Consider the following 13,188-nt stretch of genomic DNA (forward strand, 5'->3'; position numbering starts at 1 on the left):
ACTCGACGATGCGTAAGACTTCGACAACACGATTTGGTTCACCAAACAACCGCGAACACAGCCTAAAAAAATGCCCGCCGAGGCGGGCACGAGGCTGGTTCAGGCCGGCATCAAACGCCGACCATCGACACGGCCTTGGTATTCAGGTAGGCCTCCAGCGCCTCCGGGCCGCCTTCCGAACCGTAGCCCGAATCCTTGATGCCGCCGAAAGGCAGCTCGGCGCTCGGGGTGGCCGGCTGGTTGATCCACAGCATGCCGACCTCGACGCGGTTCATCAGCAACTGGGCGTTCTTGATCGAACGGGTGAAGGCATAACCGGCCAGGCCGTAAGGCAGGCGGTTGGCCTCGGCAATGGCTTCTTCCAGGCTGTCGAAGCCGCGGATCGCCGCGATCGGGCCGAAGGGTTCGTCGTTGAAGACGCTCGCCTCCAGCGGCACGTCCGACAGGATGGTCGGGGCGAAGAAGTTGCCGGCGTCGCCCACGCGCGCGCCGCCGGTCGCGACGACCGCGCCCTTGGCCTGGGCATCCTCGACCACCTGCTTCATGGCCGTCAGGCGGCGGGCATTGGCCAGCGGGCCGAGCGTCGTGCCTTCCTGCAGGCCGTCGCCCAGCTTCAGGCCCTCGGCGTGGGCGACCAGGGCGCGGGTGAACGCTTCCTTGATGTCCTTGTGGACCAGGAAGCGGGTCGGCGAGATGCACACCTGTCCGGCATTGCGGAATTTCGCCGCGCCGGCGGCCTTCACGGCCAGGTTGACGTCCGCATCCTCGGCGATGATGACCGGCGCGTGGCCGCCCAGCTCCATGGTGGCGCGCTTCATGTGGGCGCCGGCCAGGGCGGCCAGCTGCTTGCCGACCGGGGTCGAGCCGGTGAAGGTGACCTTGCGGATGACCGGGTGCGGGATCAGGTAGCCGGAGATCTCGGCCGGGTCGCCGAACACCAGGCCCACCACGCCGGCCGGCACGCCGGCGTCGACGAAGCACTGCAGCAGGGCGGCCGGCGACGCCGGGGTCTCTTCCGGGGCCTTGCACAGGAAGGAGCAGCCGGTCGCCAGGGCGGCCGACAGCTTGCGCACGATCTGGTTGATCGGGAAGTTCCACGGCGTAAACGCCGCGACCGGGCCGACTGGCTCCTTCAGGACCAGCTGCTGGGCTGCCGGGTTGCGCGCCGGCACGATACGGCCGTAGACGCGCATGCCTTCGGCGGCGAACCAGTCGATGATCTCGGCGCCGGCCATGGCTTCCATCTTGGCTTCGGCCAGCGGCTTGCCCTGCTCTTGGGTCAGCAGGCGAGCGATGTCGCCGGCGCGTTCGCGCAGCAGGCTGGCGGCGCGGCGCATGGTGGCGGCGCGCTCGGCGGCCGGCACGGCGCGCCAGGTCTCGAAACCTTTCTGGGCAGCGGCCAGGGCACGGTCGAGGTCGGCGATGCTGGCGTGGGCCACATTGCCGATCGCCTGGCCGGTGGCCGGGTTCAGCACGGGAATGGTCTTGCCGCCGGTCGCGTCGACCCATTCGTTGGCGATGAGCAGGCGGGTGTCGGGATAGCTGGAAGTCGTCATGGAGCGTCGTTTCCTGTTGAAAGAATCGAAAGCTCGATGATAACCGGTGTGCGCCCGCCTTGCAGGCGCATGCGCAGCCTCCGGCGCGCCGCCGCGCTGCTACGCGCCGAAAAAGTTCGCGACCGCGCGGGTGCCGAAGGTGACGGCGGCGGCGATCAGCCTGGCGCCGACCGCCGCGACGACGACGAGTAGCGCGAGCTGGACGAGGCGCAGCGCCAGTTCGTGTCCGCGCCAGCGGCGGCCGAAGCGCATGGGACCGTGGAAGCGTTCGGGCAGATGGATGGAAGCCAGCCGTGGTTTCATGATCGTCTCCAGTAGCGATATATATGTATATCTTTTGTGAGTCCAGCATACGCCTCGGCAGCGGGGCGTGCAAACGCGGGCTCATCGGATCGTGCGCGACCCTTGACGCGGTCCCGGACTTGGCCATGTGTTGCGCGCACGACGAAGAAACGTAACAGTGTTTGTTTGTCCTTGCGCAGGCCGGATATCGGCAGGATGATGAATCTGCCGGACGCGATCCACGCTGCCGGCAAAGGAGTCCCATCATGCAAAGCTTCCTCTTCGCGACCGGCATCGAAGGCAGTTATCCGGTCGTTGCGGGGCCCACGGGCGCCGGCCTGCGGGTCGACGAAATGGAGAAAACGGGCCACTACCGGCACTGGAAGCGGGACCTCTCCCTGGTGAGCGAGCTCGGCATCGACGCCCTGCGCTACGGACCGCCCTACTACCGCGTGCACATGGGGCCCGGCCGCTACGACTGGGACTTCAGCGACGAGGTCTTCGAGGAGATCCACCGGCGCGGCATCAAGCCCATCGTCGACCTGTGCCACTTCGGCCTGCCCGACTGGCTCGGCAACTTCCAGAACCCGGAATTCCCGCGCTTCTTCGCCGAGTATGCCGAGGCCTTCGCGCGCCGCTATCCCTGGGTCGACCTGTACACGCCGATCAACGAGATCTACATCACGGCCAAGTTCTCGGCCCACGAAGGCATCTGGAACGAGCGGCTGCGCTCCGAGCGGGCCTTCGTGACCGCGATCCGCAACCTCGCGCGCGCGAACATCCTCGCCACCGAGGCCATCATGAAAGTGCGGCCGGACGCGAAGTTCATCCAGAGCGAATCGTCGGAGTACTTCCACCCCTGCGGCCCGGAAGCGATGGACATCGCCCGCCACATGAACGAGCTGCGTTTCCTGGCCCTGGACCTGGCCTACAGCCACGACGTCAGCGGCCGCATGTACGAATACCTGTTCGACCACGGCATGACGCGCGAGGACTACCACTTCTTCCTCAACCACGACGTCAAGCCGGTCTGCATCATGGGCAACGACTACTACGCGACCAACGAGCACATCATCCATCCGGACGGCCACACCCATCCCTGCGAGCTGTTCGGCTACTACGTCATCACGCGCCAGTACTACGAGCGCTACCGCATCCCCGTGATGCACACGGAGACCAACAACCGCGACACCGGCGCCGGCGAAAAGGACGGGCGCGCGTGGCTGGAGAAGCAGTGGACCAACCTGCTGCGCCTGAAGGCGGACGGGGTGCCCATCCTCGGCTTCACCTGGTACAGCCTGGTCGACCAGGTCGACTGGGACAGCGCCCTGGTCGAGGATGCGGGCAACGTCAACCAGTACGGGCTGTGCGACCTGGAACGGCGGGTGCGGCCGGTCGGCGAGGCCTATCGCGACCTGATCGGGCTATGGCGGCACAGGTTCGGCAACGAGTTTGTCTGGCTGCGCTAGGGAGCCAGCAGCTCCGGCCCGATCTCGCCGACCTTCCGCACGCCGGTAAGGACCATGGTCGTGCGCAGGTCCTTTTCCATGATCGCCAGCAGGCGCTCGACCCCGGCCTGGCCGTGCACGGCCAGCGCATAGATGAAGGCGCGCCCGAGCAGCACGCCGTCCGCGCCGAGGGCCAGCATGCGGAACACGTCGAGTCCCGTGCGCACGCCGCCGTCCGCGAAGATCGTCATCTTTCCCTTCACTTCGGCGGCGATCGCCGGCAGCGCCCGCGCCGTGGAGGGCGCGCCGTCGAGCTGGCGGCCGCCATGGTTCGAGACCACGATGCCGTCGGCGCCGAAGGCCAGCGCATCGCGCGCGTCCTCAGGGTCCAGGATGCCCTTGATGACGAGCCTGCCCTTCCACTCGTCGCGGATCCATTGCAGGTCGCCCCAGCCGATGCCCGGGTCGAAGTTCGCGCCCAGCCAGCCGATGTAGTCGGCCAGGCCGGTGGCGCTGCCGAGGAAGGCCGAGATGTTGCCGAGGTCGTGGGGACGCCCCAGGAGACCGACGTCCCAGGCCCAGCGCGGATGCCGCAGCGCCTGCAGCACGCGCCGCAGCGGGCCGTTCGGACCGCTCATGCCGCTATGCAGGTCGCGGTAGCGCGCGCCGGGCACCGGCATGTCGACCGTGAACACGAGCGTGGTCGCGCCCAGCTCCCAGGCGCGCCGCATCACGTCGCGCATGAAGCCGCGGTCCTTCAGCACGTAGAGCTGGAACCAGATCGGCTTGTCGGCCTGCGCCGCCACCTCGGCCAGCGGGCAGACCGAGACGGTCGACTGGATGAAGGGGATGTTGCGGCGGCAGGCCGCGCGCACCGCCTGCACCTCGCCGCGCCGCGCATACATGCCCGCCAGGCCGACCGGCGCCAGCGCGATCGGCAGGTCGTAGTCCTGGCCGAACCAGCGCACCGACAGGTCCTGCCGTTCCGAGCCGCGCAGGACGCGCTGGCGCAGGCGCACGGTCTGCAGGTCTTCCACATTGCCGCGCAGGGTCTGTTCGGCGCCGGCCCCGCCGTCGAGGTAGTGGAAGAGGAAGGGCGGCAGGCGCCGGCGTGCGGCTTCTCGATAATCAAGGGCGGATGAAATGATCATGGTCGTGCGAGAATACCGCCGGGTTGAAAACACTTCAACATGGATCGATCGCCAATGAATGAAAGCAGGAGACGCACGATGACGCAGCTCGCCGCCGCCCTGGCGCTCGGCGCCGCCGGCCCCTTGTCCGCCAGCGCAGCGCCGGCAGGCCCGCTCGTGCTGCCATTGTGGCCGGAAGGTGTGCCCGACGCCAGGCCCGAACTGGGGCCGAACCGGATCGATGAGGATGGCCGTACCACCAATATCACCGAGCCCCGGCTCACCGTCTACCCGGCGGCGGTCGATCGGGCGACAGGCACCGCCGTCATCATCTGCCCCGGCGGCGGCTACGTGCGCCAGTCGACGCGGCGCGAAGGCGAGCAGTACGCGCACTGGCTCTCCACCCTGGGCATCGCCAGCTTCGTCCTCACCTACCGCCAGGTCGAATTCGGCCACCCCGCCCCCTTGCGCGACGTGCTGCGCGCGGTACGCCTGGTGCGCTCACAGGCGGCGCGCTTCGGCGTGCAGCCGGACCGGATCGGCGTAATGGGCAGTTCGGCGGGCGGCCACCTGGCGGCCAGCGCCGGCACCCTGTTCGACCATTCCCTGGGACGCACCGGGGCGCAGCTGGACGCGATCAGCGCCCGGCCCGACTTCCTGATGCTGATGTACCCGGTGGTCGCGATGGATGGCGCCGCGGCGCATGCGGGTTCGCGCAAGGCCCTGCTGGGCGCGGCGCCTTCGGCGGCCGAGGTGGAGCTGATGTCGGTGGAGCGCCAGGTGACGGCGCGGACGCCGCCGACGCTGCTGGTCCATACCCAGGCCGACGGGTCGGTGCCGGTCGAGAACAGCATCCTGTTCTACCAGGCGCTCACGCGTGCGAAGGTGCCGGCCGAGATGTATCTGTTCGAGCACGGGGCGCATGGCATGGGCATGCGCGACGGACTCGGAACCGCATCGGCCTGGCCACGCCGCGCCGAGGAGTGGTTGCGCGAACGTGGCCTGCTCACGCCCGCCCGGAAATGAAAAAGCCCCTGAAAAGGGGCTTTGTCGTCTGATGCGCGCTGCGGCTTACAGGTAGCGCGCGCCCTGCACCAGGAAGGAGTCGCCGGACAGTTCCATGGCGCGGCGCAGGTGGGCGCCCAGGGTCGACAACAGGTTGGCGAAGACGTTCGGAGCAGCCGGACGGGCAAATGCGATGGTAGCGGTGTTCATGCTGGTTCCTTTGGAATGTTGAAGTGCTTGGGCAATGAACACAGAATAGACCCCGACGAGAAATTAGTCCAATTGCGATTTCCCATTTCAACGATAAGTAATTCAAATATCTGAACACCCATGACCCCTGGTCCGGTATCACCAGAACGAATATCAGGGCGCTGCGAAGCCGTGGTGCGGCACTCCCCCGGGCCGCTCATTGCGTCCTTGCTGCGTTGGTGGGCGGGCGCAGGCCCGGACGCCGCAGAATGCAGCCCCGGCCCCATTCCTGTGCTCGAACAGGCGAATCATGGCCTGCGCCACGCCACTTGACGATTCCCGGTTCATGCCGGTGACCAGGCGTCCGTCGAATTGGATGATGAGGATGATGGCCGCCGGGTGTTCGCGCCGTCGTGCGGCCCTGCGAGTCGATTCAAACTTTCGATAACAAAGAAAAATTGATAAAACGCAAGTTGACGGTCCTGTCGGGCGCTCAACGGCTGGCTGCTATCGCCGCCGCGTTGCCGGCAGCGCGCCAGCGCAGCTGCAGCACGGCGCCCTCCTCGCCCTCCGCTACAAAACCCAGCGCCGCATAGAGCCGGCGTGCGTCGGCATTGTCCCGGCGGACCGCCAGCGTCAGCGCCTGTCCCTCCTGCTGCCCCTGCCGCTGCAGGCGCAGCAGGGTCTCGGTGGCTACGCCGCGCCTGCGCGCCCACGGCATGACGGCAAGGTCGACGACGCGCAGCGCCTCGTCCACGCATGCCGTGACCAGCCTTCCGGCGGGCGTGCCATCCAGCTCCAGGACCTGGTAGAGGGCGTCCGGGTAGCGCTCGCGGTAGCCGGCAAGCTGCGCCTGCCGCTGCGTCGCGACCAGCCCGTCGATGTAGCGTTTGTCGGCGAGCAGCGCGAGCAGGTCGGCGCGGGTCGACCGGTACAGCGCGGCAAAGAAATCGTCGTCGGACGCCTGGGCCGGGCGGATGTGCAGCTCTGGAAGGCGTTCAGGCATGGAGACGCTGCCGGCGCGAGACGTCGCGCAGCACCTCGCGCGCGGCATTGTGCCCGGGCGCCCCGGTGACGCCGCCGCCCGGATGGGTGCCGGCGCCGCAGGTGTACAGGCCGGCGACTGGACCGCGGTAGTCGGCATGGCCCAGCATCGGCCGCGCGGCGAACAGCTGGTCCAGTCCCAATGCGCCGTGGAAGATGTCGCCGCCCACCAGGCCGAAGGTGCGTTCGAGGTCCAGGGGGCTCATGATCTGGCGGCCGAGGACCGAGCGCCTGAAGTTCGGCGCGTAGCGGTCGACGGTCGCGATCATCAGGTCGGCCACCTCGTCGCGGTGGTCGTCCCAGCTGGCGCCATCGGGCAGCTGCGGCGCGACGTGCTGGCAGAACAGGCTGGCCACGTGCCGGCCCGGCGGCGCAAGCGTGGAGTCGAGGGTGGACGGAATCAGCATCTCGACAATCGGCTCGCGCGACCAGCCGTCCCGGCGCGCGTCCATCCAGGCGCGCTCCATGTACTGCAGGCTGGGGGCGATGATGATGCCGCTGCCATGGTGTTCGGCGGCTTCCTTCCCGGGCAGGCAGCTGAAGCTCGGGAGCTCCGACAGCGCCACGTTCATGCGGAAGGTGCCGGAACCGCAGCGCCAGCCCTGCATGCGGCGCAGGAAGTCCGCGGGCAGCGCGCCCGGGTCGACCAGGCGCGTGTAGAGCAGGCGCGGATTCAGGTTCGACACGACCACGCGCGCATCCAGGCGTTCGCCCCGCTCGGTGACGACGCCGCAGGCCCGGCCTTTCTCGAGCACGACCTCCTCGACCGCGCAGCCGGTGCGAATCTCCACACCCTGGGCTTGCGCCGCCTTCGCCATCGCCTGCGTGATGGCGCCCATGCCGCCGATGGCGTGGCCCCAGGCGCCCTTCTTGCCATTGACCTCGCCGAAGACGTGGTGCAGCAGCACGTAGGCCGAACCGGGCGCATAGGGGCTGGCGTAGTTGCCGACCACGCTGTCGAAGCCGTAGGCGGCCTTGATGGGGTCGCTCTCGAACCAGCCGTCCAGGTAATCGCCCGCCGATTTGGTGAACAGGTCCAGCAGCTCGCGCTGCATCGGCAGCGACAGCGACTGCAGGCGCTTTCCCAGCTTGCCGGCCTTGATCAGTTCCGGCAGCGCTGCAAGCCAGCCGCCCTGCACCCGGTTGGGCGGCGTCTGCAGCACCAGCTCGCGCAGCAGCCCGGCCGCGCTGTCCAGGTGGCGGGCGTAGTCCTCGAGGCGGTCGGCATCGCGCTGCGAGAATTTGGCAACCTCCTGCGCCGTCCTGCCGGCGCCGAGCTTCAGGTAGCGGCTGTCGTCCAGGGGGAGGAAGTTGGACAGCGGCCGCTCGACGACGCGCAGGCCATGGGCGGTCAATCCCATGTCCTCGATGACCCTGGGATTGAGCAGGGAGACCGTGTAGGCGGCGACCGAATTACGGAAGCCCGGATGGAATTCCTCGGTGACGGCAGCGCCGCCGACCACCTCGCGCCGCTCCAGCACGGTCACCTTCAGGCCGGCCCGGGCCAGGTAGAACGCGCATACCAGGCCGTTATGGCCGCCTCCGATGACGATCGCATCGCGCATGGATTTCCTCCGTAAGGAATGCATCATTATGACGCGCCGGGCCGCCCGGCGCACCTGCCCCGATCGACGGGGTTTGCGCGAAGTCGCGCGGCCTGCCGTGCTATGCTCTGCTTCCCTTCCTATTGTAGAGCGTGCGATGCTGGCGAAAGCGATCATGATGGTGGCCGGACTGTCGATGGCGTCCCTGGCCCTGGCCCAGGCGGCCCAGAAGGACACCGAAGTGTGGACGCCCGAGCCCGGGCGCGTGAAGCCCGGCGCGGCGCACGGCGCGCCCTCGGACGCGCTGGTGCTGTTCGGCGGGAAGGACCTGGGCGAATGGGTCTCGGCCGGCGCACCTGACAAGCCCGCGCCCTGGACGGTCGCGGACGGCGCATTCACGGTGCGCGGCGGCAGCGGCGACATCCAGACGCGCCGCAGCTTCACCGACTACCAGCTGCACATCGAGTGGCGCGTGCCGTCGACCCTGACGGGCACTGGCCAGGCGCGGGGCAACAGCGGCGTCTTCCTCGCCTCGACCGGCAACGGCAGCGGCTACGAGATCCAGATCCTCGACTGCCACGACAACAAGACCTATGTGAACGGACAGGCGGCCAGCATCTACAAGCAGCACATCCCCCTGGTGAACGCCTGCGCCGCCCCGGGCGAGTGGCAGAGCTACGACATCGTCTGGACCGCGCCGCGCTTTGCGGCGGACGGCGCGCTGGTCTCGCCCGCCTACGTGACCGCCCTGCACAACGGCGTGCTGGTGCAGAACCACGCGGCGCTGCAGGGCGAATCGGTCCATATGGGCAAGCCGGCCTACCGCAGGCATGGTCCGCTGCCGATCCGGCTGCAGGACCATGGGGATGCGGTCAGTTTCCGCAATATCTGGGTGCGGCCGCTCGCGGCCCCGCCTGTGCGCTAACCCCACAACGGAAGGCGCCATGAAATCAACGACGCCGGTCGGCGCCGCCCGCGCCGGCGCCCTGCTCCTGTCCATCCTGCTGGCAGGGGCCGCCAATGCTGGGCCGAAGGATGCGCCCTGGGTCGCCGACCTGGGCAACGGCAAGTACCAGAACCCGATCCTCAACGCCGACTACTCCGACCCGGACGCGATACGCGTCGGCGATACCTATTACATGACCGCGTCGAGCTTCAACAGCGCACCCGGCCTGCCGCTGCTGCAGTCGAAGGACCTGGTCAACTGGACGCTGGTCGGCCACGCCCTGCCGAAGCTGGTGCCGGAGCAGCACTTCGCCGTGCCGCGTACCGGCGCCGGCGTGTGGGCGCCTTCGCTGCGCCACCACGACGGCAAGTTCTGGATCTTCTACCCTGACCCGGACCACGGCGTCTACGTGATCACCGCGACCGATTTCGCCGGTCCCTGGAGCGCGCCGCACCTGCTCCTGCCCGGCAAGGGCATCATCGACCCGGCCCCGCTGTGGGACGAGGATGGCAAGGCCTGGCTGATCCACGCGTGGGCCAGGAGCCGCGCCGGTTTCAACAACGTCCTGACGCTGCGCAGCATGTCGCCGGACGGCCGGCGCCTGCTCGACAGCGAAGGCAAGGTCGTCATCGACGGCAACAGGCTGCCCGGCTACCGCACCCTGGAAGGCCCCAAGCTGTACAGGCACGATGGCTGGTACTACGTGTTCGCCCCGGCCGGCGGCGTGGAGGAAGGCTGGCAATCGGTGTTCCGCGCGCGCCGCATCGAAGGGCCCTACGAGGACCGCATCGTGATGGAACAGGGCGAAACCGCCATCAACGGGCCGCACCAGGGCGCCTGGCTGCGCGCCCTGGACGGCAAGGACTGGTTCGTCCATTTCCAGGACCGCAAGGCCTACGGCCGCGTCGCCCACCTGCAGCCCATGCGCTGGCTCGATGGCTGGCCCGTCATCGGCCAGCCCGGTCGCAAGCCCGGTGTCGGCAACCCGGTGACCGGGTGGACCAAGCCGGTGGCCGGCCAGGCTGTCGCAGTACCAGCCACCACCGACGAATTCGACGGCAAGACCCTCGGCGTGCAGTGGCAGTGGAACGCCAATCCACAAGCGGGCTGGTACGCGCTCGACGCGCGTCCCGGCTATCTGCGCCTGCCGGTGCTCGCCGCCCCGGACACGAAGGGGTATGTGCGCGCAGCTCCCAACATCCTCACGCAGAAGCTGCCCGCCAGCGTCTTCACGGCCGACACGCGCGTCGAGCTGCACCCGGCGCAGGACGGCGACCGCGCCGGCCTGATCCTGAACGGGATGAGCTATGCCGCCGTCGGCCTGCGCCGGCACGGCGGAGAGCTGCAGCTGGTCTACACCGTATGCGAACCGGTGAAGCCGCGCTGCCAGGAGAACGAGACGGTACTCCTTCCCACGGCGCCGGGCGCCGTCTTCCTGCGCTTGTCCATGTCAGAGGGCGCGCAGGCGCGCTTCTTCTACAGCGTGGACGGCAAGGACTTCAAGCCGGCCGGCGCACCCTTCGCCGCCACCAAGGGGCACTGGGTGGGCGCGCAGATGGGGCTGTACAGCGTCAGCGCCGCGGACCAACCATCGGGTGGCTGGCTGGACGCAGACTATTTCCGCGTCAGCCGCTGAACCGTCGGGGTTTGCAGGACTGCGCCTTAGCGCTTCTCCGACGCCTTTGCGCGCGCCGCGTGCAGCTTGCGGTAGCTGTCGATCAGGCGGTGGTGACGGTCCAGGCCCTCGAGCGCCATGCTGGTCGGCGTCAAGCCATGGAAACGCACGCTGCCGTCGACCGAACCCAGCACCGCATCCATGCGCGCATCGCCGAACATGCGGCGCAAGTTGGTAACGTAGTCATCCAGCTCCAGCTCATCGTCCAGCACCACGTGCAGCACCGCGTCCATCGCCTGGTAGAACAGCTTGCGCTCGACGGTGTTGTCGTTGTACTGCAGGAAGGCGCCGACCAGCTCGCGGGCGCCTTCGAGCTCGCCCAGCGCCAGGTTGATCAGGAGGCGCAGCTCGAGCACGGTGAGCTGGCCCCAGTCCGTGTTCTCGTCGAACTCGATGCCGATCAGGCTGGCGATGTCGCCGTACTCGTCCAGCTCGTTATTCTCCAGGCGGTCGAGCAGATCGTTGAGCGCGTCGTCGTCGAGGCGGTGCAGGTTCAGGATGTCTTCGCGGAACAGCAGCGACTTGTTCGTATTGTCCCAGACCAGGTCTTCCACCGGATAGACTTCCGAATAGCCCGGCACCAGGATGCGGCAGGCGGTGGCGCCCAGCTCGTCGTAGACGGCCATGTAGACTTCCTTGCCCATGTCCTCGAGGATGGCGAGCAGGGTCGCTGCTTCCTGCGCATTCGAATCTTCGCCGGCGCCGGAAAAGTCCCATTCGACGAAATCGAGATCGGTCTTCGCGCTGAAGAAGCGCCACGAGACCACGCCGCTCGAATCGATGAAGTGCTCGACGAAGTTGTAGGGCTCGGTCACGGCTTCGCTCGCGAAGGTCGGCGGCGGCAGGTCGTTCAGGCCCTCGAAGCTGCGGCCCTGCAGCAGCTCGGTCAGGCTGCGCTCCAGCGCCACCTCGAAGCTCGGGTGGGCGCCAAAGGAGGCGAACACGCCGCCCGTGCGCGGGTTCATGAGGGTCACGCACATGACCGGATACCTGCCTCCCAGCGAAGCGTCCTTGACCAGCACCGGAAAGCCCTGCTCTTCCAGGCCCTGGATGCCGGCCAGGATGCGCGGGTACTTGGTCAGTACCTCGGCCGGCACGTCCGGCAGCGCCATCTCGCCTTCGAGGATCTCGCGCTTGACGGCGCGTTCGAAGATCTCGGACAGGCACTGCACCTGGGCCTCGGCCAGGGTGTTACCGGCGCTCATGCCGTTGCTGGCATACAGGTTCTCGACCAGGTTGGACGGGAAGTACACCGTCTCGCCATCGGACAGCCGCTTGAAGGGCAGCGAGACGATGCCGCGCGCGGCGTTCCCGGAATTGGTGTCGACCAAGTGCGAGCCGCGCAGCTCGCCGTCCGGGTCGTAGACCTCGCGGGTGTACTCGTCGAGGATGGCGTCGGGCAGCGCGTCGCCCGGCCCCGCCTGGAACCAGCGCTCGTTCGGGTAGTGGACGAAGGACGCGTTGGCGATGTCCTCGCCCCAGTAGGCGCCGGCGTAGAAGTGGTTGTTGTTCAGGCGCTCGATGTATTCGCCCAGGGCCGAAGCCAGGGCGCTTTCCTTGGTCGAGCCCTTGCCGTTGGTGAAGCACATCGGCGAGTGCGCGTCGCGGATGTGCAGCGACCACACGTTCGGAACGATGTTGCGCCAGGAAGCGATCTCGATCTTGATGCCCCAGCTGGCCAGCATGCCCGACATGTTCGCGATGGTCTGCTCCAGCGGCAGGTCCTTGCCGGGGATGTAGGTCGCGGTTGCGGCGTCGGGCTGCAGGGTCAGGAGGGCCTGGGCGTCGGCATCCAGGTTCGCCACCTCCTCGATCACGAACTCGGGCCCGGCCTGCACCACCTTCTTGACGGTGCAGCGGTCGATCGAGCGCAGGATGCCCTGGCGGTCCTTTTCCGAGATGTCCGCCGGCAGCTCGACCTGGATCTTGAAGATCTGCTGGTAGCGGTTCTCCGGGTCGACGATATTGTTCTGCGAGAGGCGGATGTTCTCGGTCGGGATGTTCCGGGTGTTGCAGTAGAGCTTGACGAAATAGGCCGCGCACAGGGCCGAGGAGGCCAGGAAGTAGTCGAAGGGGCCGGGCGCCGAGCCGTCGCCCTTGTATCGGATCGGCTGGTCGGCGATCACGGTGAAGTCGTCGAACTTGGCTTCAAGACGTAGCTTGTCGAGGAAGTTGACCTTGATTTCCATATGAATTCCGGTGAATGCTTAAAAATGGCTGGCTACGTTCGAACCTTTGTCCGACGCAAAATAGCAAGCCCTGTGAGGACAGTAATGCCGTTCAGTCAAGCGAAGTGAAAGCTGTTGTAGGGTGGACGGGGTAATTGCGGGCAATGCCCGGAATTACGAACGTCCGCGCGTTCAACTCCC

11 protein-coding genes are annotated in these 13,188 nt (G+C 67.6%); 4 read left to right on the top strand and 7 right to left on the bottom strand.

Translation table 11 applies throughout. The features are described 5' to 3' along the window. Positions 1-110: 110 nt before the first annotated feature. Both ACQ7JA_RS18730 and ACQ7JA_RS18735 read right to left on the bottom strand, forming a co-directional pair. Positions 111-1,556 (bottom strand): NAD-dependent succinate-semialdehyde dehydrogenase, encoded by a 1,446-nt coding sequence (locus ACQ7JA_RS18730; protein WP_430900467.1) that lies wholly within the window; start codon positions 1,554-1,556, stop codon positions 111-113. Between the two features lie 99 nt (positions 1,557-1,655). Beyond that, positions 1,656-1,859, bottom strand: coding sequence for a hypothetical protein (locus ACQ7JA_RS18735; protein ID WP_430900469.1), 204 nt, complete (start codon positions 1,857-1,859; stop codon positions 1,656-1,658). 245 nt (positions 1,860-2,104) lie between these two features. Here ACQ7JA_RS18735 and ACQ7JA_RS18740 point away from each other — a divergent pair, with 245 nt between their 5' ends. Next, positions 2,105-3,307, top strand: a complete 1,203-nt coding sequence (locus tag ACQ7JA_RS18740) for a family 1 glycosylhydrolase (protein ID WP_430900471.1) — start codon at positions 2,105-2,107, stop codon at positions 3,305-3,307. Here ACQ7JA_RS18740 and lldD read toward each other — a convergent pair. Then, positions 3,304-4,437, bottom strand: coding sequence for an FMN-dependent L-lactate dehydrogenase LldD (lldD, locus tag ACQ7JA_RS18745; protein ID WP_430900473.1), 1,134 nt, complete (start codon positions 4,435-4,437; stop codon positions 3,304-3,306). The genes ACQ7JA_RS18740 and lldD overlap by 4 nt on opposite strands. A 78-nt stretch (positions 4,438-4,515) precedes the next feature. On the opposite strand from lldD, the gene ACQ7JA_RS18750 reads away from it, so the two are divergent. Beyond that, the gene (locus ACQ7JA_RS18750; protein WP_430900475.1) at positions 4,516-5,442 is read left to right on the top strand and encodes an alpha/beta hydrolase; all 927 of its coding nucleotides are present in this window, start codon (positions 4,516-4,518) and stop codon (positions 5,440-5,442) included. Between the two features lie 45 nt (positions 5,443-5,487). Here the strand turns inward: ACQ7JA_RS18750 and ACQ7JA_RS18755 are convergent, their stop codons facing one another. The 3 genes from ACQ7JA_RS18755 to ACQ7JA_RS18765 all read right to left on the bottom strand — a co-directional run bounded on the left by ACQ7JA_RS18755 (position 5,488) and on the right by ACQ7JA_RS18765 (position 8,375). Next, positions 5,488-5,631, bottom strand: a complete 144-nt coding sequence (locus tag ACQ7JA_RS18755; protein WP_258830073.1) for a hypothetical protein — start codon at positions 5,629-5,631, stop codon at positions 5,488-5,490. A 472-nt stretch (positions 5,632-6,103) separates the two neighbouring features. Continuing rightward, complete coding sequence (locus tag ACQ7JA_RS18760) at positions 6,104-6,616, bottom strand: GNAT family N-acetyltransferase (protein WP_430900478.1); 513 nt, start codon at positions 6,614-6,616, stop codon at positions 6,104-6,106. Continuing rightward, a complete protein-coding gene (locus ACQ7JA_RS18765) occupies positions 6,609-8,375 on the bottom strand; it encodes a phytoene desaturase family protein (RefSeq protein ID WP_430900480.1) in 1,767 nt (588 codons plus the stop codon). Before ACQ7JA_RS18765 ends, ACQ7JA_RS18760 begins: the two co-directional genes overlap by 8 nt. Here ACQ7JA_RS18765 and ACQ7JA_RS18770 point away from each other — a divergent pair. Continuing rightward, the gene (locus ACQ7JA_RS18770; protein ID WP_430900482.1) at positions 8,356-9,123 is read left to right on the top strand and encodes a 3-keto-disaccharide hydrolase; all 768 of its coding nucleotides are present in this window, start codon (positions 8,356-8,358) and stop codon (positions 9,121-9,123) included. The two genes, ACQ7JA_RS18765 and ACQ7JA_RS18770, sit on opposite strands and share 20 nt — an antisense overlap. Positions 9,124-9,142: 19 nt before the next feature. Beyond that, positions 9,143-10,780: a glycoside hydrolase family 43 protein gene (locus ACQ7JA_RS18775; RefSeq protein WP_430900484.1), complete on the top strand. Its 1,638-nt coding sequence runs from the start codon at positions 9,143-9,145 to the stop codon at positions 10,778-10,780. A 26-nt stretch (positions 10,781-10,806) separates the two neighbouring features. Here ACQ7JA_RS18775 and ACQ7JA_RS18780 read toward each other — a convergent pair whose 3' ends face one another. Further along, a complete protein-coding gene (locus ACQ7JA_RS18780; protein ID WP_430900486.1) occupies positions 10,807-13,008 on the bottom strand; it encodes an OsmC domain/YcaO domain-containing protein in 2,202 nt (733 codons plus the stop codon). Positions 13,009-13,188: the final 180 nt, after the last annotated feature.

The organism is Massilia sp. BKSP1R2A-1, assembly GCF_050586525.1.
Lineage (GTDB): Bacteria > Pseudomonadota > Gammaproteobacteria > Burkholderiales > Burkholderiaceae_D > Telluria.